Origin of the sequence: Methylobacterium brachiatum (assembly GCF_900113845.1) — a bacterium.
GTDB classification, from domain to species: Bacteria; Pseudomonadota; Alphaproteobacteria; order Rhizobiales; family Beijerinckiaceae; genus Methylobacterium; species Methylobacterium brachiatum.
In genome coordinates this window covers 18623-36866 of sequence record NZ_FOQW01000024.1, presented here as the reverse complement: position 1 = coordinate 36866, position 18244 = coordinate 18623, and the positions used below count along the sequence as shown (strand labels likewise).

The following is an 18244-nucleotide window of genomic DNA, read 5'->3' as shown; positions in this document are numbered from 1 at the left end:
CGAACCCGCTGTCTACCGGACGCGGCTCCCCGGCTCCGACGCCCAGGCCGGCGCGTCGTCCCCGAGGTTGCGGGCGGCCCGGTCCCAGCGCAGCGCGGCGCCGGCCACCGTCAGCGGCGGGCGCAGGCGACGGGCCGGGCCCCAGGAGGTCGGCTCGACCTCCGGGGCGCGATCCTCCGGCGTCTCGGGGGCGAGCGCCGGCTCCGGTTCGGCCGGGCCGGCCGCGATCAGGAACGCCGCCGTCCGGGCGAGCGACAGGCGGGCTTGGCCGCCGGTCCCGTCCGAGAGGCGCCGGGCCAGCAGGCGGAGCACGGAAGCCGCCATGAGGTAGCCGGTGGCGTGGTCGAGCGCCTGGACCGGGAGCGGCACCGGCCCCTCGGCCGGCCGCCAGGCCTGGCCGGCCTGGGCGAGGCCGCAGCTCATCTGGACCAGGCTGTCGAAGCCGCGCCGTCCGGCCCAGGGGCCGGTCCAGCCATAGGCGTCCAGCGACACGTCGATCAGGCCGGGGGCGAGCGCCCGCCGCGCCGGTGCGTCGTAGCCGAGGCCGTCCAGGGCGCCGGGACGGTAGCCGTGGACCAGCACGTCCGCCCCCGCCAGCAGCGCCTCGAAGGTCGCCCGGTCGGCGGCCCGGCGCAGGTCGAGACGGGAACAGGTCTTGCCCAGCGTCATCTCGGGCACCAGGGCCGGCTCGTCCCAGTCGGGCGAATCGATCCGCAGCACGTCGGCGCCGAACCCGGCCAGGAACCGGGTCGCCACCGGCCCGGCGAGCACCCGGGTCAGGTCGAGCACCCGCAACCCCGCCAGCGGACGCTCCGTCCGGGGGCGCCAGCGCGACGCGCTCCGGTCGGATCCCGGCGCGAACGCCACCAGGGGCTCGGCCGAAACCGCCCGGCCCTGAGGATGGGAGGCCCATTCTTCCAGCCCGCGCATCTCGGCCGCGCAGCCGCCCTCCGCCAGGATCGCCGCCTCCAGCTCCGCCTTGGCCCAGCCGGCCACGGCCCGCGCCATGCCGGCCCGGTCGGCCTGGGCGCCGAGCACCCGCTCGGCCGCCGCCCGGTGATGCGGGGCGTTGGTGTGGAGCCGGATCCAGCCATCCCGGGTCCGGTAGTCGCCGGCCACCGGATCCCAGGGCGCCGGCACAAGCCAGCCGTCCGGCCGCAGGGAGGTCGCGAACCAGGCGGAGGCGAGCCGGCGGTCCACCGCGACCTCTCCGTCGAGGCCCGCAACTTCCGCGAGCGCCACGCCGGCGGTTGCGATCGAGGCCACGGCGAGATCGGTGACCCGGAACGCGGAAGGGAGGGCGCCGGTCCCGGTAATGCGCGGGGTGGGCGAACGCTGCGCAGAACCTGCGCCGGGAAGGCGGGTCTGCGCGGCCAATGCGTCGACGAGATCCGGCATGGCGAGTCCCCGGGGCTGCTGGCGATGCGCATGATCGCGCATCCGCGGCCGGGTAGGCTAGGGTGCCGGCCGCGCTATAAGGGTGCCATGTCCGAGGCCGAAACCCCGCCGCTCCTGTCCGTCGAGGGCCTGTCCGTCGCCTTCCGCTCCCGCGAAGGCGAGACGGCGGCGGTCGATTCGATCGGCTTCACCATCCGCCGGGGCGAGACCGTCGCGCTGGTCGGCGAATCGGGCTCCGGCAAGTCGGTGACCGCCCTGGCAATTCTGCGGCTGCTCGACAGCGCGGCGCGCCAGAGCGGAAAAATCCTGTTCAAGGGCCGGGACTTGTCCAGCCTGCCGGAGCGCCAGATGCGCGACGTGCGCGGCGCCGACATCACCATGGTGTTCCAGGAGCCGATGACCTCGCTCAACCCGCTCCACACGATCGAGCGGCAGATCGGCGAGGTGCTGGGGCTCCATCGCGGCCTTACCGGCAAGGCCGCGCGGGCGCGGATTCTCGAACTTCTGGAACTGGTTGGCCTGCGCGACGCCGAGCGCCGCATGGGCGCCTACCCGCACGAGCTCTCCGGCGGCCAGCGCCAGCGGGTGATGATCGCCATGGCGCTCGCCTGCGAGCCGGACCTGCTGGTGGCCGACGAGCCGACCACCGCCCTCGACGTGACGGTGCAGGCGCAGATCCTGGCGCTGCTCGCCGACCTGCAGAAGCGCCTCGGCATGGCGCTGCTGTTCATCACCCACGATCTCGGCATCGTCGAGCGCATCGCCGACCGGGTCTGCGTGATGCTCAAGGGCAAGATCGTCGAGGCCGGCGAGACCAAGGCGGTCTTCGCCAACCCGCAGCACGACTACACCCGCCGGCTCATCGCCTCGGAGCCGAAGGGCCGGGCCAACCCGGTCCCGGCCGACGCGCCGCCCCTGGTCGAGGCCGGGCCGCTCAAGGTCTGGTTCCCGCTGAAATCGGGGGCGTTCCGGCGCGTCACCGGCCACGTCAAGGCGGTGGACGGGGTGTCGCTCACGGTCCGGGCCGGCGAAACCGTCGGCGTCGTCGGCGAATCCGGCTCGGGCAAGACCACGCTCGGCCTCGCCCTGCTGCGGCTCACCGGCTCGGAGGGACCGATCGTGTTCCTCGGCCAAGCCATCGACGGCTTCACCGTCAGGCAGATGCGCCCCCTGCGCCGGGACATGCAGGTGGTCTTCCAGGACCCCTACGGCTCGCTCTCGCCGCGCATGTCGGTGGCCGACATCGTCGCCGAGGGCCTGATCGTGCAGGGCGCGGCGCGCTCCCGGGCCGAGCGCCGGGCGGTGGTCGCCAAGGCGCTCACCGATGTCGGGCTCGACCCGGCCGCCATGGACCGCTACCCGCACGAATTCTCCGGCGGCCAGCGCCAGCGCATCGCCATCGCCCGGGCCATGGTGCTCAATCCCCGCTTCGTCGTGCTGGACGAGCCGACCTCCGCGCTGGACCGCTCGGTCCAGGCGCAGATCGTGACGCTGCTGCGCGACCTGCAGCGCGAGCGCGGCCTGGCCTACCTGTTCATCAGCCACGACCTGAAGGTGGTCCGGGCGCTCGCGAACTACGTGGTGGTGATGCAGAACGGTCAGGTGGTCGAGGAAGGCCCCGCCGAGACGATCTTCGCCGATCCGCAGACGCCGTATACGCGGGCGCTGTTCAAGGCGGCCTTCGCCCTCGACAGCGATGTCGCCACCGAGCTGGAGCCCGCCTGACGTGGCCCGCGCCCTCCTCATCGTCCTCGATTCCGTCGGCATCGGCGGCGCTCCGGATGCCGACGCCTACGGCGATGCCGGCTCCGATACGCTCGGGCACATCGCCGAGGCCTGCGCGGCCGGACGCGGCGACCGGGCGGGCCTGCGCGCCGGCCCGCTGCGCCTGCCTTATCTCGCCGAACTCGGCCTCGGCCTCGCCGCCGCCGGAGCCTCCGGCCGCATCCCGCCGAACCTCGCGCCCGAGGGGGAGCCGCGCGGCGCCTACGGCCATGCCGTCGAGACGGCCGCCGGCAAGGATACGCCCTCCGGCCATTGGGAGATCACCGGCCTGCCGCTGCCCGAGCCCTGGGGCCACTTCCCGGATACGCGGCCGGCCTTCCCGCCCGCGCTGGTCGAGGCGCTGATCGCCGAGGGCGGCCTGCCCGGCATCCTGGGGGACCGGCACGCGCCGGGCGTCGCCATCATCGACGCGCTCGGGGCCGAGCACGTCCGGACCGGCAAACCGATCTGCTACACCTCGGCCGACAGCGTCTTCCAGATCGCCGCCCACGAGGAGGCGTTCGGGCTGGAGCGGCTCTACGCGCTGTGCCGCGTCGCGCGCCGCCTGTGCGATCCTTACCGGGTCTGCCGGGTCATCGCCCGCCCGTTCGTGGGCTCGGCGGAGACGGGCTTCCGCCGCACCGGCAACCGCAAGGACTTTGCCGTTGAGCCGCCCGGCCTCACGCTCCTCGACCGGGCCGAGGCCGAGGGCCGGGCCGTGGTCAGCGTCGGCAAGATCGGCGACATCTTCGCCCACCGCGCCACCGGCCGCGAGATCAAGCCCGGCGCCAACGCGGCCTGCCTGCAGGCCGGGCTCGACGCCCTGGCCGACCTGCCCGAGGGCGGCCTGATCTTCGTCAACCTCGTGGATTTCGACACGGAGCACGGCCATCGCCGGGATGTGCCCGGCTACGCCGCCGAGCTTGAGGCGTTCGACGCCCGCGTGCCCGAGATCCTGGCGGCGCTTCAGCCCGGCGACCTCGCGGTGATCACCGCCGATCACGGCAACGATCCGACCTGGACGGGGACCGACCACACCCGCGAGCAGGTGCCGGTCCTGGCCTTCGGCCCCGGCATCGCCCCCCGTTCGATCGGCCGGCGCGACACGTTCGCCGATATCGGCGCCACCCTGGCGGCCCGTCTCGGGCTTTCCTGGGACGGCGCCGGCCGCGTCTTCCTGTAGGGATCTGCACCATGCGCGACGACGACGACAGGCCCCGCAAGGCCGTGGCCCACGAGATCGGTCAGCCGCTCGATACGCTCTCGCTCGCCGACCTCGACGCGCGCATCGCGCTGCTGCAGGCGGAGATCGCCCGGATCGAGGCGGCGCGGGCGGCCAAGCACGCGGCCCAAGGCGCGGCCGACGCCTTCTTCAAGCGGGGCTGACGCTTTTGGACCGCACCGAAACCCTCGCGGCCCTCCGGCGCGGCGACCTGGCGGGAATGCGAGAGCTGCGGCTGCCCGACGGGCTCTCGGAATTTCCCCGCGAGATTTTCGGCCTCGCCGACACCCTGGAGGTGCTGGATCTCGGCCGGGGCAGTCTGACCGACCTGCCGGACGATCTCGGGCGGCTGAGCCGCCTGCGCGTGCTGTTCTGTTCCGGCAACCCATTCGAGCGCCTGCCGCCGGTGCTGGGCGCGTGCCCGACGCTGAGCCAGCTCGGCTTCCGGGGTTGCGGCATCCGGGAGGTTCCGGCGGACGCCCTGCCGCGCGATCTGCGCTGGCTGACCCTCACCGACAACCGGATCGAGACCCTGCCCGATGCCCTCGGCGCGCGCCCGCGTCTGCAAAAGCTGATGCTGTCGGGCAACCGGATCTCGCACCTGCCCGAGGGCCTCGCGGGTGCGGACAACCTCGAACTGATCCGCCTGTCCTGCAACCGGCTCGACGCCCTCCCGCCCTGGCTGGCGCGCCTGCCGCGCCTGGCCTGGATCTCCTACGCGGGCAATCCCGCCGAGCCGGCGACGGAGCCCAGCGTCTCGACATCCGTGCCGTGGTCGGCGCTGGAGGTCGGCGACCTGCTCGGGGAGGGGGCCTCGGGCCGGGTCCACCGGGCGGTCTGGCACGCACCTTCGGGCATGCAGGCGGTGGCGCTCAAGCTGTTCAAGGGGGCGATGACCAGCGACGGTCTGCCGGAGCGCGAGATGGAGGCCTGCCTCGCCGCCGGAACCCATCCGGCCCTCACCGGCGCCCTCGGCCGGCTCGCCGACCATCCCGACGGCGCCCAGGGGCTGCTGCTGCGACTGCTCCCGGCGCAGTGGCGCGTGCTGGCCGGCCCGCCGAGCCTGGCGAGCTGCAGCCGCGACGTCTACGATCCGGCCCTGCGGCTCAGCCTGGACAAGGCCCTGCGGATCGCTCGCGCCGTCGCCGAAGCCCTGGCCCATCTGCACGGGCGCGGCCTGATCCACGGCGACGTCTACGCCCACAACACCTTGTGGGATGCCGAGACCGGTGCGGCCGTGCTCAGCGATTTCGGCGCCGCCTCGGCACTGCCCAGGGGTGCGGTCGGCGCGGCGCTGGCGCGGGTCGAGGTGCGGGCGGTTGGCATCCTGCTGGGCGAGGTGCTGGATTGCTGCGACGCGGCGCCCGATGCGTTGCGGGCTCTGGCAACGGCTTGCCTGCAGCCTGATCCGGCGCAACGACCCGGCATCGGGGACGTGATCGCCGAAATCGGACGGGCGGCAGAGTAAAGTTTCGTAAAAGTTCTCGCCGCCAGTGATCTTCCATTGCAAGCAGCGCCGCAGAGGGGCGATCTTGATCGTCCTCTCAGGTGACGACGGCGCGTGTCATGGACGATCTCAGCATCAAGTCTTTAGGAACCATTCCAGAAACACTGCTGATCCCGCTCGCGGCCCGGATGATCGCGCCCGATCGTCACCCGGATCTTCAGTTCCGGGACGCCGAGGCGATGCGGATCGGGACGGCGCTCGGCTTCGATCCCGCGCGTTTCGCCCGGGATACCGGAAGCATGCGCGGGTCGGTGCTCCGGGCCCAATGGTTCGACCGGGTCACTGAAACCTTCATCGCGTCCCACCCGGCCGGCCTGTGCGTCAGCATCGGCTCCGGGCTGGACGACCGCCCGTCGCGGATCCGCTTGCCTGCCACCGTGGACTGGGTCGACGCGGATTTCGCCGACGTCATCCGTCTGCGCGAAGCCTTGGTCGCCCGGCGCGCCAATGTCCGGACCATCAAGGTCACGGAAACGGAACCGCTTGCCTGGATGGACGAGCTCGGCTGGACGCCCGGGCGGCCGACCCTGGTTCTGGCGGAAGGCGTCTCGATGTATCTATCGCCGTCCGTGGGCGAAGATCTGCTGCGCGGGCTCGTCGACCGTGCAGCGCGCAACGGCATTTTGCTCGAACTGGCTGCCGACTTCGCATCCCCGATGTTGGTGCGGCAGTCGCGGCGAAACCCAAGTCTCGCCAAGACCCGGGCGTCGTTTCGCTGGGCGGTGCCAAGCCCCGAAACCGTCGGCGACATCGCCCCCGGCCTCGCTGTGATCGAGGCGGTCGATATCACCCGGCGCTGCGGCGCGCTGGCTCGGACCATGGCGAGCCTGCACCGGCTTCTGACCGGCCGCCCCGTCTATTTCTGCGGCCACTACCGCTTCCGACCCCGTTGAACACGCTTGGCGGGTCCGCCGACCCACCGGGCGGCAATCATGCCGGTTGAACCCGAAGACACCGCCGGAAGCTGCCCGTCCCGATCTGCCGAGCCGATCGCAAGCACAGACGACGCTCACGCATCGGGCGCCGCGACGATCACCGGCGTCTCCTGCCTCAGCTCCTTGGAGACATACCAACTGTCCCACTGAGAGAAGTGCCGATAAACCCTGACATAGCCGTTCGACGCGAGAAGCGCGTCGATTGCGGCCTCGTTCCTGGGATTGTTCTCGACCGATATGACGTTGAATCTGCGGCTGAAACTGTAGGCCGACAGGATGTCGAGCTCGCTGCCCTCCGTGTCGATCGACAGATAATCGATGCGTTGCGGAGCCCCGTGCTCCTCGAGCAGATCGTCCAGGGATATGGTCTCGATCTCGATCCGTTGGCCGCGGCTGCGCGTGTCAGCGAAATGATCGGCATCGGCATAGCGGGCGATACCGCTCAATTCGGGATCGCTGTCGTTGGTCGCGAGGAAGGTCACGGTCTCGTGCGATTTCGAGGAGACGCAACGGTGTTCGATCGCCGCGTCCCGTTCGGCCGCCAATGCGGAATGCCAGATCGGATTCGGCTCCGCGAGAATGCCGGTCCATCCGAGCGTCTTCTCGAGCAGCCACGTGTTGCTGTTCTTGATGCCGTTCGTCGCACCGAATTCTACGAAATAACCGCCCGTCTTCTCACCCAGCTCGAAACAGACCCAGAGATCCTGCAGGATCTGCGATTTCGAACGGGTCCTGCGCGCCAGACAATACCCGAGGAACTCAGCATCACGACTCAGTATGAGGCGCCGAACCTCTTTTCTATTGAGGCGAAGAGCGTTGAATAAAAGCCTTTGGACGGAGACATTGTCGAACAGCTTGTTGCCAAGACCTGCAACGCCAGACAGGATCAATTCCTTTGGAGCCATCACTATCCGGCCTAGATACATGAGTATACACGGCGAGATAATGGCTCTTACTGTAATGTCAAGGACACGACCCTACCACGCCCGGAAAAAGCTCAGCCGGCTCGAGCCTGTCCTGGACCGATGGTTCAAGTGGCCGCCCTGAAACGTTTGTGATCTTCAGGTGCTCGGTCCCGGGGCGCCTCGACCAGCGCCCGCTTCGCGCGGATCCGGATGCCGGGCGATCGGGCGTCGTCACCGCCGGACCGGACAGAGGGCCAGGCTCCGCGGCGGCCCGGCACCGTTCCGAAGACCCTGCAGTCGCCCCGCCTATCGAGCCGGCGGCGGCCCCGGATCGATCGCCGGCAATTCGTTCGCCGGCAGGCCCGTTCCGGCCTGGACCTGGGCGCCGCCGACGCCGCGGGCGCGGTTGGCCAGGGTCACGGTCAGGCGCTCGGCCGCTTCCGGCTGCATCGCCGAGAGCACTTCGGACATCTTGCGCGGGTTCATGGCCAGGACGATCGGCACCAGGACGTCGTGCCCGAGGCGGTCGAACACCCGGGCGGCATCCTTGGGCTTCATCGTCTCGTACATCGTGACGATGTTCTTGAGCCCCTGCTTCTCGGCCTCCTCCCGGGCCTTGGCGGCCGCGTCGACCTTCTCCTCGGCCTGCTTCAGGTCGCCGAGCCCGGTCTCGAGCTTGCGCTCGGCCTCGTTGAGCATCTTCTCGCGCAACTCCAGCTCGTCGTTCCTCTGGCGCAGCGCGTCGCGACGGGCGCCGAGCTTCTCCAGCAGCGCGCGCTCGGTCGGGGAGCCCGATCCCGCCTTCGCCGGCTCGGGGGCGGGCGGCTCCGGGGTCTTCTCGGCCGGTGCCGCGGGCGACTCGTCCTTGGCCCCGACCGAGCCGGTGGTCAGAGGATCGATCGGCTCGTAGCCGGTGCGGGCGCGGGCCACCGCCCGGCTGTACTCGGGCAGGGTGCCGGCCCCCGGCAGGCCGACCTGCACCAGGGTGAGCAGCTTGAGCACCAGCAGGCCCCCGGCCGCGATCGCCACGGCATCGATCAGGCGCAGCCGCATCGTCCGCGTCGGCTTCAGGCGCGGGCGGCGCAGGGCCGTGGCCGGCCGCTGCGCCGCCGTCGACGTGGGCTTGGGCTTGGGCGCCGGCGGGATCTTCGGGGCCGGCGGAATCTTCGGGGCCGGTACGCCGGTCATGCGGCGCGCGCCCGAACACGGGCGAGGGCGCGCTCGCTCATCGCGAGGGCGGCCGCGGCGGCGGCGCCGAGACGCTCGCCGTTCGGGCTCGCGGGTTCCGGCCGTTGCGCCGCGGGCGCCACAGGCGCCTCGGGGGCCGGCCGCGGGGCGGGCGGCGGCTCGGCGCGGACCGGCACCGCGCGCATCTGCGCCACGATCGCGCCGATGCGCATCACCACGGTCTCCCCGGCCTCGACCTGGGCAGCCAGCTCGGCCGCGCGGGCGGTGGCGGCGTCGATGCGCGTGGTGAGCGTGCGGTCGCCCTCGTCGATCGCCGAGCGCAGGCCCGCGATGGCGCGCTCGGCCGTGCCGGTGGCCACCATCAGGTCGCCGATGGTCTGGCGCAGCGCCGCCTCGTCGCCCTTGAGCTGGCTGATCCGGCGGGACAGACGCAGGCAGGTGACGATCGTGGCCGCCAGGAGGACGGCGACCAGGATGTCGGCGGCGAGCGTGACGAAGAGACTCATGATCCGGACCTATCGCACGCTAAACGTCAGTGTGGCTGTTCATCGAGGCCTCGTAGGCCTGGATGGTCGTGCGCGAGCGGCGCAGGGGCCGGGTGACCTGGACGGCGATGTTGCCGTCGACCTGGCCGATCCGCCCCTGGGTCAGGGCCCAGTCGCCGCAGCGCACGGCGATCAGGTCTGAGGGTTTGGCGTCGAACATCAGGGTATCGCCGACCTTGAGGCGCATCACCTGCTTGAGCGGCAGCATCATCTCGTGGAGCACCGCCTCCATGGTGACGTCGGCCTGCCAGATCTCGGTGGCGAGGTGCCCCTCCCAGACATGGTCGCGGCCGAGCTTCTCGCCCATGAAGCTCTGGGTCAGCAGCTCCCGGATCGGCTCGATGGTCGCGTAGGGAAACAGGATCTGCAGCATGCCGCCGCGCCCGTCGACGTCGAGGCGCAGGCTGATCAGGATCGCGGCGTTGCCGGGTCGGGTGATGGTGGCGAAGCGCGGGTTGGTCTCGATCCGGTCGATGCCGAAGGTGACGGGCGAGAGCGGCTGGAACGACTGCTCCAGGTCGCCCAGGATGATCTCCACGAGCCGGCGCACCAGCGTCATCTCGATGGACGTGAACGGCCGCCCGTCGAGGCGGCTCGACGAGCCGCCGCGCTTGCCCCCGAGCAGGAGGTCGAAGGTCGCGTAGGCGAGGTTCGAATCGACCGTGACGAGGCCGGAATTCTCCCATTGCTCGGCGCGGAACACGCCCAGCAGGGTCGGCAGCGGGATCGCGTTGAGATAGTCGCCGAAGCGCACCGAGGTGATGTTGTCGAGCGTCACCTCGACGTTGTCCTGGAACAGGTTGCGCAGGGAGGTCGACAGCAACCGGATCATCCGGTCGAAGACGATCTCCAGCATCGGCAGGCGTTCGTACTGGACGACGCCCGAATCGACGATGGCCTGAACGCCCCCGGCCCCTGAGGCCGAGAGCTCGCGCATGGAGAAGCCGAGGACGCCGTCGATCTCGTCCTGGTTGAGCACCCGGTCGTTGCCGGCGAGCTCGGGAAGGTTGTCGCTCTCCCCGTCCTCGATCATCGTCGCCCATTCGGCGGCGACGTCTCCGGCGTTGCGCGTGGTGCCCTGCTCGGCGAGGGCCGCGCCCCATTCCTCGGCGAGCGACGTGTCGCCGCCTTCGGCGCCCTGCTCCAGAAGGGCGGCCGACCAATCGTCTTCGGGAAGTTCGTCCTCGGGTTCCATCAGGCGCGTCCGCTCAAGGCCTGGCTCTCGGTGACCGTGGGGGTCATCGGGTCGATCACTGGACGATCACGTCCTTGAACAGCACCGCCTCGACCTTGGCGGGATAGACGGCGACGTTGACGCGCCGCAGCAGCTCCTCGCGCAGCCGGTAGAGACCGGCTGAGCCGGTCAGGTCGCTCACGCGCAGCTCGCGCATGTAGACCTGGAGGGTATCCTCGATGCGCGGCATCAGGGGCTTCACCTCGTCCTCCACCCCGGCATCCTTCAGCTCCAGGGCGAGACGCAGCTTGGCGTATTTGGCCTTCTCCTGCGGCATGTCGGGGCTGAGGTTCAGCAGCATCTCGCGCATCTCGACGAACACGATCGGCTTCTTGCCGTCGGGACCGGCGCCCTTGGCAGCCGGACCGTGACCGCCACCATGGCCCCCGCCATGGCCACCACCCCCGGCGGCCTCCTGGCCCTCGGCGCTTCCGCCCCGGCCCATCATCAGGAAGGCGCCGCCGCCGGCGCCGACCGCCAGGACCGCGGCAGCCACGATGATCATGAGCTTCTTCTTGCCCTTGGGGGCGGCGTCGGCGCCGGCCTCGCCGTCTTCGGCGGCCTTCTTGGGCTTCTTGGCCATGGGAAATAATGCTCTTTCGCGGATATCCGCGCGCCGGGTACGCTCGGATATCGAAGCATTACGGTTAACGTGTCGTTAAGCGGGCAAATCCTGCCGGGCCAGGATTGCCGCCGCGCAGCTCCCGCCTGTCGGCAGCGTTACCGGCCCGTCGCCTAACACCTTACTTTTGAAAGAAAATTCGACGCCCGACGCGTTGGCACAGCGGATGCTGAATGGATCGTTGCCGCCACCGCGGCACGCGAGTGTCAGAGTCCACGATGCAGAATGCCCTCTTCGTCGGCGTGTCGAGCCAGATGGCGCTCCAGCGCGAGCTGGACGTGATCTCCAACAACATGGCGAACGTGTCGACCACCGGCTTCAAGGGCCGGAGCACGCGCTTCCAGGAATACCTGATGCCGGTGGCGAGCGCGGATTCCTTCGCGCGGCCCGATCGGCGGCTCTCCTACGTCATCGACCAGGGCACCACCATCGATCTGGGCCAGGGCCCGATCGAGCAGACCGGCAACCCGCTCAACGTCGCCGTCAAGGGCGCGGCGTTCATCGCGGTCCAGTCGCCCCAGGGCGAGCGCTACACCCGCAACGGCGCCTTCGAGATCGACCCGACGGGCGCGCTCGTCACCAGTGACGGCTACAAGGTCGCCGGCGATGGCGGGCCGATCACCATCAACCCGCAGGAGACCGGTCTCACGATCGGCCTCGACGGCACCGTGTCGACCAATCTCGGCATCCGCGGCAAGATCAAGCTTGTCACCTTCGCCAACCCGCAGCGGCTGACCAACGAGGGCGGCAACCTGTACGCCTCGCCGGAGCCCGCGCGCCCGGCCGGGATCGAGGGGCGCCTGGAATCTGGCGCCCTCGAGCGCTCGAACGTCCGCCCGGTCATCGAGATGACCCGGCTGATGGACGTCAACCGCTCCTACGCGATGGTCTCGAGCATGATCACCCGCCTCGACGACCTGCGGGGCACGGCGATCCGCCGCCTCGCCGACGTCGCCTAAGGGGGCCTGAAAGATGCGCGCCCTCTACTCAGCCGCCACCGGCATGGCGGCCCAGGAACTCAACGTCCAGGTCATCTCCAACAACATCGCGAACCTGCGCACCACCGGCTACAAGCGCCAGCAGGTCCATTTCCAGGATCTGCTCTACCAGAACCTGCGCCGGGCCGGCTCCTCGACCTCGGAGCAGAACACCCAGCTCCCCGCCGGCCTCGCCCTCGGCTCGGGCGTGAAGACCACCTCGACCGCCCGCGTCATGTCGCAGGGCACGCTGAGCTCGACCGAAAAGGATTACGACGTCGCGGTCCGGGGCGAGGGCTTCTTCCGGGTGACGCTGCCGGACGGCCGCACCGCCTATTCCCGGGACGGCTCCTTCGACCTGTCGGCCACGGGCCAGCTCGTGACCCGCGACGGCTACCTGCTCGATCCGGCGATCACCGTCCCGCAGACGGCGACCGCCGTGACGATCAGCGCCACCGGCGCCGTCCAGGCGACGCTGCCCGGGCAGACCGCGCCGCAGGCGCTCGGCCAGTTCCAGCTCTCACGCTTCGTCAACAAGGTCGGCCTCGAATCGATCGGCGACAACCTGTTCATCGAGACGGCGGCCTCGGGGCCGGCGATCAGCGGCCTGCCGGGGGCGGAAGGGTTCGGTAACCTTCAGCAGAGCTACCTGGAAGAGGCGAACGTGAACGCGGTCACCGAGATCTCGTCGCTGATCGCCGCGCAGCGCGCCTACGAGATGAACTCGAAGGTCGTGACCGCCGCCGACCAGATGCTCTCCACCACCTCGCAGATGTTCCGCAGCTGACCGCGCGTCCTGCCATCACTCCAGGTCTCCGCTCATGTATGCCGGTTTCCAGACCCACGGCGCCCGTGCCGACCTGCCCCTCGTCAGCACGGCTGCGGACGAAAGCGACCTCAGCCCGCTCGTCCGCCGGGGCCGCCCGCGGGTGGCGCCGCCCGGCGCCGCGGTGCTCTTGCGCGCGGCGCTGGCCTTCATGACCTTCGCGGCCATCGGCGCCCTGGCGATCCCCGCCATGGCCGAGCCCGGCCTGCAGCAGGGCGAGACTCAGAAGTCGCAGCCCCGGCTGCGCGGCGACGTGACGGCGCGGGGCGACATCCTGGTCCTGGCCGACCTCGTCGAGGGCGCGCCGGACAGGCTCGCCGCGCGCCCGCTGTTCCGCGCGCCCGCTTTGGGCGCCACCGGGACGATCCAGACCCGGCGCATCGTCGAGGCCGCGGCCGCGCTCGGCATCGCCGGCCTGGAGACCGGGGGGCGGATGCAGATCGCCGTGCAGCGCGCGGCGCGGCGCCTGGGGCCGCCGGAGCTCGAGGCGGCGCTCAAGCGCGGCCTCGAATCGGGCTACGGCCTCGATCCGCGCAGCGTCGCGGTGCGCTTCGACGGCGACGGCCCGACCTTGCTGGCGCCGGTGGACCTCGCCGGCCAGGCTGCGGCCCTCGACCTGACCTACGATCCGCGCTCGCGCCGGGTCTCGGGCCTCGTCAGCCTCGGTGAGCGCCAGGCCTCGCTGCGGGTCTCGGGCGTCGTGATCGAGCTGCGCGAGGTGGCGGTGCTGACCCGTGCGCTCAACCGGGGCGATCCGGTGCGGGAGGGCGACCTCGTCGTGGAGCGCCGTCCCCGCGAGGCCGTCGCCAGCGACGCGCAGGCCGGGGCCGCCACGGTCCTGGGCGAAGTCGCCCAGCACGCGCTGCCGGCCGGAACGGTGCTGCGGGTCTCGGACACCGCCCTGCCCGAACTGGTGGCCCGGGGCGAGAGCGTGACCATCGTGTACGAGACCGCCAGCGTCAGCCTGTCGATGCGCGGCCTCGCCAACGAGGCCGGCCGGATGGGCGCCGTCGTCAACGTCGTGAACGTCGCCTCGAAGAAGGTGCTCCAGGCCACCGTGATCGGCCCCGGCCGCGTCTCGGTCGGCCCCGGCCCGGTCGCCCAGCAGGCCGCCGCGGCCCCGCAAGTCCAGGCGACGGCGTCCCTGCGCTGATCGCCCATCCGATGCGTGAACGAGTTTCCCCGATGGCCAGCCGCCTTGTCCTGAACCCGCTCGCCGCCGCGTTGATCGCGGGTGCGCTCGGCGCCTGCAACACCGCCGACCGGCTGTCCCAGGTCGGCGCCACCCCGGCGCTGTCGGCGATCGAGGATCCCACCACCCAGCCCGGCTACAAGCCGGTGCGGATGCCGATGCCCGACGTGCAGCCGGTCTCCTACGCGCCGAACTCGCTCTGGCGCACCGGCTCGCGGGCGTTCTTCAAGGACCAGCGCGCCGCGCGCCTGGGCGACCTGCTGACCGTGAAGGTCAACGTCACCGACCAGGCCAACATCAGCAACGAGACCAAGCGGTCCCGGGCCAACACCGAGAGCTTCGGCCTGCCGAACGCCCTCGGGCTGGAGAACAACGCCCTCGGCAAGTCCTTCGGCGTCGGCAGCACCGCGCTCCTGTCGGCCACCTCGGCCACCGCCAACGATGGCGCCGGCTCGGTCCAGCGCGCCGAGACCGTGACCACCAACGTCGCCGCGGTGGTCACCCAGGTCCTGCCCAACGGCAACCTCGTGGTCGAGGGCAAGCAGGAGATCCGGGTGAACTTCGAGGTCCGCGAGATGGTGGTGGCCGGCGTGGTCCGGCCGGAGGACATCGAATCCGACAACACCATCGACTCGACCAAGATCGCCCAGGCCCGCATCGCCTATGGCGGCCGCGGCCAGATCACCGACGTTCAGCAGCCGCGCTACGGCCAGCAGATCGTCGATATCCTGCTGCCGTTCTGACGCGGCTCAGCTCGGCTCCTCCGGCTCCGGTCCGCGGGTCACGTCGAGGCCGGATCCGGCCCCGGCCGGTGGGCCGACCTTGACCGGGGCGCCGGTGCGGGCGGATTCGTAGATCGCCTCCATCAGGACCTGATCCTGCAGCCCCTCCTCGCCGGGGGTGCGGGGGCGCAGGTTCTCCTGGATGCACCGGGAGAAGTGGTCGATCTCCAGGGCGAACTGGTTCTTCGGGCTCAGCACCTTCTCGTCGCGGGCGCCGGACTTGCCGTCGCGATGGGACACGAACAGGCGCTGCCCCTCGTACGCGAAGGCGTTCTGCAGATCGATCGCGGCGTTGCCGGTGTGCAGGGTCAGGCTGCGGGCCTCGTAGACGCCGTAGCTCGACGTGCATTGCGCGATCACGCCGGACGGGAAGCGCATGGTGAAGCTCACCGTCTCCTCGACCTCGCGGAACTTCGGATCGTCGGGCGGCGAGTAGATCTGAGCCTGGATCAGCTCCGGCTCCTCACCGAGCACCGCCCGGGTGGTGTTGAGGCAGTAGAGCCCGATATCCGGCAGCGATCCGCCGCCCGCCAGCGCCTTCTTGAGGCGCCACTGTTCCGGCAGCCCGGTGGTCTGGCCGTTGAACGCCTGGATCATCCGCGGGCGCCCGAACTCGCCCGAGCGGGCGAACTTGATCACCGCCCGGTTATGCGGCTCGTACTGGCAGCGATAGGCGATCATCAGCTTGACGTTGGCCTGGTTGCAGGCCGCGATCATGTCGCGGCATTCCTGCGACGCCACCGCCATCGGCTTCTCGCACAGCACCTGCTTGCCGGCCCCCGCCGCCGCCAGGACGTTGTCCCGGTGCACGCTGTTGGGCGTGACGATGTAGACCGCCTGGATCGCGGGATTGGCCTTGAGCCGATCCCACTCGTCGTAGCCGTAGACCGCGTCCTCGGGCAGGCCGTATTGCCGGGCCACGAGCTTGGCCTTGTCGGGGCTGCCCGACATCACCGCGGCCAGCCGCGAGCGCTTGGTCGCCCCGAAGGCCGGGAGGATCTCGTCGAGGCTCAGCCGGCCGAGGCCGACCACGCAATAGCCGATGCGCTGGCCCGGGGGCTGGGGCGCCGGGCTCGGCGCCGGCGGCCGGTCGGCCTGACCGCGCCAGTTCGGGAACATCACGCGCCCGCCTTGGACCGCGCCGGTATCGGCCGGGATCGCCGGGCCAGGCTGGGCCGCCTGGGCGGCACCGCCGAGGCTCGCGCCGGCCAGCGCGCCCCCCGCGGCCAGGAGATTGCGTCGTGAGAGCCGGATGTCGTCCGCCATGAGCCTCGCCGTGTCCCTGAATCCAGGCCGCGGCACCGAATCGCCGCGACGTGGGGCGAGCGTCCGCTATCGGCGCTGTCCCGTCAGTGAACGCAAGCCGGCGCCGGGTCGTTTCCGCCGAGCAGCGCGGCGCGCAGACGCGCGACCTCGGCCTCGCTGTCGGCGAGGCGGCGGGCGAGGGCGTCCGGCCCGGACGCCGCCTGGGTCTGCCCGAAGCCGAGGCCGATCGTTGCGCCCGCGCGCCAGGCGACGAAGGCCCGCCGGGTCTCGTTCCGGCAGGGGATGAACAGGTCGAAACAATCCGGCAGCATGGCGGTGGGCGGGACGCCGATCCGGGCGCCGCCGAGCGAGACATCCCGCACCACGCAGGCGATCTCCGGCAGGAAGGCTGCGACCCGGACGCGTCCGCCGAGGCAGACGCGGCGGCGGGCGGTTTGGCGACGCTCGATCACGATCGTGGTCCTCGGCTCCCGGTCGCTCCGACAACCGCGATCGCGCCCGGATCGTACCCGGAGGTCCATCTTAACCTCCGGTTTACCTTAATTGCCCCGTCAGGCCGGGGGCGGCGGGTCCGGCGCCTCGACCTCGCCCCGCCGCTGGAGCTGGAGGGCGATGAACCAGCACAGCGACGCCCAGGCCGCGCCGATGCACCAGCCGGCCAGCACGTCGCTCGGCCAGTGGACGCCGAGATAGATCCGGCTGAGACCGACCAGGAGCGTCAGGCCGACCCCGAGCCCCAGGGCCAGGGCCTTCGCGCCCCGATTGCGATCGACCCGGGCGACCAGGGTCGCGAGGGTCAGGTAGGCGATGGCCGACATGGTGGCATGGCCGCTCGGGAAGCTCGCGGTGAACACCTCCATGCCATGGGGCACGAGATCCGGCCGCGGCCGCTGGTAGAACAGCTTCAGCACCGTCGAGACCAGCTCGCCGCTGCCGACCGCGACGAGCATGAACAGCCCGATCCGCCGTCGCCCCGAGACCGCCAGATAGGCCGCCGCCGCGCAGGTCAGGAACAGCACCGTGAAGACGCTGCCGAGCCCCGTGATGTCGCGCATCGTCTCCTCGAGCCAGGGCGGCCCGATCGGGTCGGAGAGGTCGGCGGGATTGCGCAGGGCAAGCAGGATCTTGCGGTCCAGCGCCGCGGTCGAGCCCTCGCCGACCTCGTGGGCGAGGTAGAAGAAGCCGTAGCCGAGGATGCTGACACCCAGCAGGGCGACCAGAGGGCCGACCTCGTTCAGCCGCAGGCGCAGCCAGACGGCCATCGCGCGCCCGGTGATGGGGTTGTGCTGGAGTCGAACCGGCGCCCTCATGGCGCTCCCTCCCCGGTCAGCGTGACACCCATCAGGCATTCTCCCCGAAAGCCAGCGTGGCGACGGCCTCCCAGGGGCCGCCGAGATAGCGCCACAGCCGCGTCGCGGGGGCGGTGAAGTGGAACGGCGCGAAACCGGCCGCCAGGTCGGCGTGGAGGGCGCGCGCCTTGTCCGGTGTGACCTTGTTCTGCACCGTGACGTGCGGGCGCCAGCCCTGGCGATCCTGCGCGGTGAGGTAAGGCTCGAACGTGCTGGCGAGCCGGGCCCGGAAGTTCGCCAGCGATGGGGATTCGAGGATGTAGGCGACGCCGCGGCCGGTGAAGCGCAGGCCCGTGACGGCGACGCCGGGAGCCGGCACCGTGCGCGCCAGGCTCGTCACCGCCTCGATCACGCCGCGCTCCCGGTCCCCCGGCAGGTGGTGGAACAGCGTCGCGTGGGCCGGGATGAAGTTCAGGGCTTCGGGGAAGTTGCGTCGGCGCTCGCCGTCGAAGCGCGCGAAGGTCGGCTCGTCGAAGGCGAGCGTCAGGATCAGGGGGGCCGCGTCATGCATGCGAGGCGACATGGCGCCCGA

The 18244-nt window shown here is 71.0% G+C and carries 19 protein-coding genes; 9 read left to right on the top strand and 10 right to left on the bottom strand.

All coding sequences use genetic code 11. The annotated features are described in order from the left end of the window. Positions 1 to 12 precede the first annotated feature (12 nt). The gene (locus BMZ47_RS24745; RefSeq protein WP_244536929.1) at positions 13 to 1266 is read right to left on the bottom strand and encodes a CoA transferase; all 1254 of its coding nucleotides are present in this window, start codon (positions 1264 to 1266) and stop codon (positions 13 to 15) included. A 219-nt stretch (positions 1267 to 1485) separates the two neighbouring features. Between BMZ47_RS24745 and BMZ47_RS24740 the strand changes: the two genes are divergently transcribed. The 5 genes from BMZ47_RS24740 to BMZ47_RS24720 all read left to right on the top strand — a co-directional run bounded on the left by BMZ47_RS24740 (position 1486) and on the right by BMZ47_RS24720 (position 6784). Further along, a complete protein-coding gene (locus tag BMZ47_RS24740) occupies positions 1486 to 3123 on the top strand; it encodes an ABC transporter ATP-binding protein (protein ID WP_091864716.1) in 1638 nt (545 codons plus the stop codon). A 1-nt stretch (position 3124) separates the two neighbouring features. Then, positions 3125 to 4345, top strand: a complete 1221-nt coding sequence (locus BMZ47_RS24735; protein ID WP_091864713.1) for a phosphopentomutase — start codon at positions 3125 to 3127, stop codon at positions 4343 to 4345. An 11-nt stretch (positions 4346 to 4356) separates the two neighbouring features. Further along, the gene (locus BMZ47_RS24730) at positions 4357 to 4548 is read left to right on the top strand and encodes a DUF1192 domain-containing protein (protein ID WP_007564690.1); all 192 of its coding nucleotides are present in this window, start codon (positions 4357 to 4359) and stop codon (positions 4546 to 4548) included. A 56-nt stretch (positions 4549 to 4604) separates the two neighbouring features. After that, positions 4605 to 5852, top strand: a complete 1248-nt coding sequence (locus tag BMZ47_RS24725; protein ID WP_167369097.1) for a leucine-rich repeat-containing protein kinase family protein — start codon at positions 4605 to 4607, stop codon at positions 5850 to 5852. Between the two features lie 98 nt (positions 5853 to 5950). Then, complete coding sequence (locus tag BMZ47_RS24720; RefSeq protein ID WP_091864709.1) at positions 5951 to 6784, top strand: class I SAM-dependent methyltransferase; 834 nt, start codon at positions 5951 to 5953, stop codon at positions 6782 to 6784. A gap of 116 nt (positions 6785 to 6900) precedes the next feature. Here the strand turns inward: BMZ47_RS24720 and BMZ47_RS24715 are convergent, their stop codons facing one another. From BMZ47_RS24715 to fliL, 5 genes are all read right to left on the bottom strand, one after another. Continuing rightward, a complete protein-coding gene (locus tag BMZ47_RS24715; protein ID WP_091864706.1) occupies positions 6901 to 7731 on the bottom strand; it encodes an FkbM family methyltransferase in 831 nt (276 codons plus the stop codon). Between the two features lie 306 nt (positions 7732 to 8037). Then, a complete protein-coding gene (locus BMZ47_RS24710; protein ID WP_208601108.1) occupies positions 8038 to 8919 on the bottom strand; it encodes a MotE family protein in 882 nt (293 codons plus the stop codon). Then, a complete protein-coding gene (locus BMZ47_RS24705; RefSeq protein WP_091864704.1) occupies positions 8916 to 9425 on the bottom strand; it encodes a DUF6468 domain-containing protein in 510 nt (169 codons plus the stop codon). Before BMZ47_RS24705 ends, BMZ47_RS24710 begins: the two co-directional genes overlap by 4 nt. 19 nt (positions 9426 to 9444) lie before the next feature. Next, complete coding sequence (gene fliM / locus BMZ47_RS24700; RefSeq protein WP_007564697.1) at positions 9445 to 10659, bottom strand: flagellar motor switch protein FliM; 1215 nt, start codon at positions 10657 to 10659, stop codon at positions 9445 to 9447. Positions 10660 to 10714: 55 nt separating this feature from the next. Continuing rightward, positions 10715 to 11281 (bottom strand): flagellar basal body-associated protein FliL, encoded by a 567-nt coding sequence (fliL, locus tag BMZ47_RS24695; protein WP_007564698.1) that lies wholly within the window; start codon positions 11279 to 11281, stop codon positions 10715 to 10717. Between the two features lie 257 nt (positions 11282 to 11538). On the opposite strand from fliL, the gene flgF reads away from it, so the two are divergent. The 4 genes from flgF to flgH are packed head-to-tail and all read left to right on the top strand — an operon-like array spanning position 11539 to position 15058. After that, positions 11539 to 12279, top strand: a complete 741-nt coding sequence (gene flgF / locus BMZ47_RS24690) for a flagellar basal-body rod protein FlgF (RefSeq protein ID WP_007564700.1) — start codon at positions 11539 to 11541, stop codon at positions 12277 to 12279. A gap of 13 nt (positions 12280 to 12292) precedes the next feature. After that, positions 12293 to 13084 carry a flagellar basal-body rod protein FlgG gene (gene flgG / locus BMZ47_RS24685; protein ID WP_007564701.1) on the top strand — a complete coding sequence of 264 codons (792 nt, stop codon included), beginning with the start codon at positions 12293 to 12295 and terminating at the stop codon, positions 13082 to 13084. A gap of 34 nt (positions 13085 to 13118) precedes the next feature. Then, on the top strand, positions 13119 to 14276 hold the full coding sequence (gene flgA, locus BMZ47_RS24680; RefSeq protein ID WP_091864701.1) for a flagellar basal body P-ring formation chaperone FlgA: 1158 nt from the start codon (positions 13119 to 13121) through the stop codon (positions 14274 to 14276). Positions 14277 to 14308: 32 nt separating this feature from the next. Beyond that, complete coding sequence (flgH, locus tag BMZ47_RS24675; RefSeq protein ID WP_007564703.1) at positions 14309 to 15058, top strand: flagellar basal body L-ring protein FlgH; 750 nt, start codon at positions 14309 to 14311, stop codon at positions 15056 to 15058. A 6-nt stretch (positions 15059 to 15064) separates the two neighbouring features. Here flgH and BMZ47_RS24670 read toward each other — a convergent pair whose 3' ends face one another. The 4 genes from BMZ47_RS24670 to BMZ47_RS24655 form a co-directional block, all read right to left on the bottom strand. After that, positions 15065 to 16363 carry a Gfo/Idh/MocA family protein gene (locus tag BMZ47_RS24670; protein WP_007564704.1) on the bottom strand — a complete coding sequence of 433 codons (1299 nt, stop codon included), beginning with the start codon at positions 16361 to 16363 and terminating at the stop codon, positions 15065 to 15067. 83 nt (positions 16364 to 16446) lie between these two features. Further along, positions 16447 to 16815 (bottom strand): PilZ domain-containing protein, encoded by a 369-nt coding sequence (locus BMZ47_RS24665; RefSeq protein WP_167369096.1) that lies wholly within the window; start codon positions 16813 to 16815, stop codon positions 16447 to 16449. A 99-nt stretch (positions 16816 to 16914) separates the two neighbouring features. Further along, positions 16915 to 17673: a phosphatase PAP2 family protein gene (locus tag BMZ47_RS24660; protein WP_091864696.1), complete on the bottom strand. Its 759-nt coding sequence runs from the start codon at positions 17671 to 17673 to the stop codon at positions 16915 to 16917. Positions 17674 to 17704: 31 nt separating this feature from the next. After that, a complete protein-coding gene (locus BMZ47_RS24655) occupies positions 17705 to 18223 on the bottom strand; it encodes a 2'-5' RNA ligase family protein (RefSeq protein WP_039903188.1) in 519 nt (172 codons plus the stop codon). Positions 18224 to 18244: the final 21 nt, after the last annotated feature.